At 68.7% G+C, this 1142-nt stretch carries 1 protein-coding gene; it reads right to left on the bottom strand.

What is annotated here, in order from left to right; translation table 11 throughout:
- Positions 1-1094, bottom strand: a 1094-nt coding sequence (locus tag ACP5VX_RS07040) for a CRISPR-associated DxTHG motif protein (protein ID WP_428725169.1), incomplete at its 3' end; no start/stop codon positions are given.
- Between the last annotated feature and the right edge of the window lie 48 nt (positions 1095-1142).

Below are 1142 nucleotides of genomic sequence, written 5' to 3'. Positions count from 1 at the left end.
ACGATGAGGTAGTAGTGGGGCTCGCTGATCGACTCGTAGAGCTTCACTGTCTCCCTCAGCCTTTCCAGACGAGCCGGGTACTCGGGCCTCCCCAGCCGCCTGAGGACGGCCTCCACCAGCAGGAGCGCGTAGACCGCGTCGGGCTCGAGGCGCAGTGCCCCCTTTACTCTTTGGCCATATACGCTCACGGTGCGCTCCCACAGCCCGAGCGCGTCCTCCAGCACCCGCAGAGGGGCCTCGCCGGCCTGGGAGAGAGAGTAGTGGAGGGCGAGGGGCAGCGGGTAGTACAGGGCCGACAGGGGCACCTCGACCGTCCTCTTGTACTCCTCGTTAACGCGCCTCACCCCCTCGCTAGTCTGGCTGTCCAGCTGCCTGGTGGGCCTCAGGAGCCTCTCCGGGAGCGGGGCGGGCACCCTCACCGCCCTCACCTCCTCCCTGGCCACCAGGTTCAGCCGGAGCTCCGGGCGCTGGGAGCGGGGCGGGTACGGGTCGCTGTTGTAGACCTCGAGCTTCACCGACTTGGCGCCGTGGGCCAGCAACAGGATATTCGCCAGCCTCTCCGCTACCCTGAGCGCGACAGCCGGCATGAAGTTGACCCCGTGGGTGAGGTCGAGGACAACCCTCTCATACCCCTCCTCGAGGCACCTGGGGCCCAGCCCGGCGAGGGCGACCGCCTCGAAGTCCCCGGGCTTGCTCTCGAAGCTCCACCTGCCCCCAGGACTCCCCACGGCCGGGCAGACGACGACGACGCGGGCCCTCCCATCGATCCCCAGGCACCCTAGCAGTTCCTCGACGAACTTCCCAACCCCCTTCCGGAGCTCCGAGTAGCTTGCTGCGCGCGCCGCCCCCTGCACCAGTCCCCGCTGCTTGTCGTAGCACTCGTAGCAGGCCCCCTCCCTCCTCCCGTCCGCGTACTCGTCGACCAGGCTGTCCAGGACGAGTAGCGCCACGTCAGCGTCCCCGTACTTCTCGAGGAGCAGGGGGAGCGAGGTGCAGTGCTCCAGCGTGCGCCTCTCCCTCTCCTCCAGAACGTAGACGGCCGGCCCCCAGAGGGCTGGCTGCCCCCATGTAGCGATCAGCAGCGTCCTACCCATCGCTCAGCCACCCGGCGGGCTCCCTCGACCCAATCCTAGGGGGCCTCG

The organism is Thermogladius sp. (assembly GCF_049970955.1).
In the GTDB taxonomy this organism is placed as follows: domain Archaea; phylum Thermoproteota; class Thermoprotei_A; order Sulfolobales; family Desulfurococcaceae; genus Thermogladius.
The sequence above is the reverse complement of the archived record's forward strand: the minus strand, read 5'-3'. Positions and strand labels throughout refer to the sequence as shown.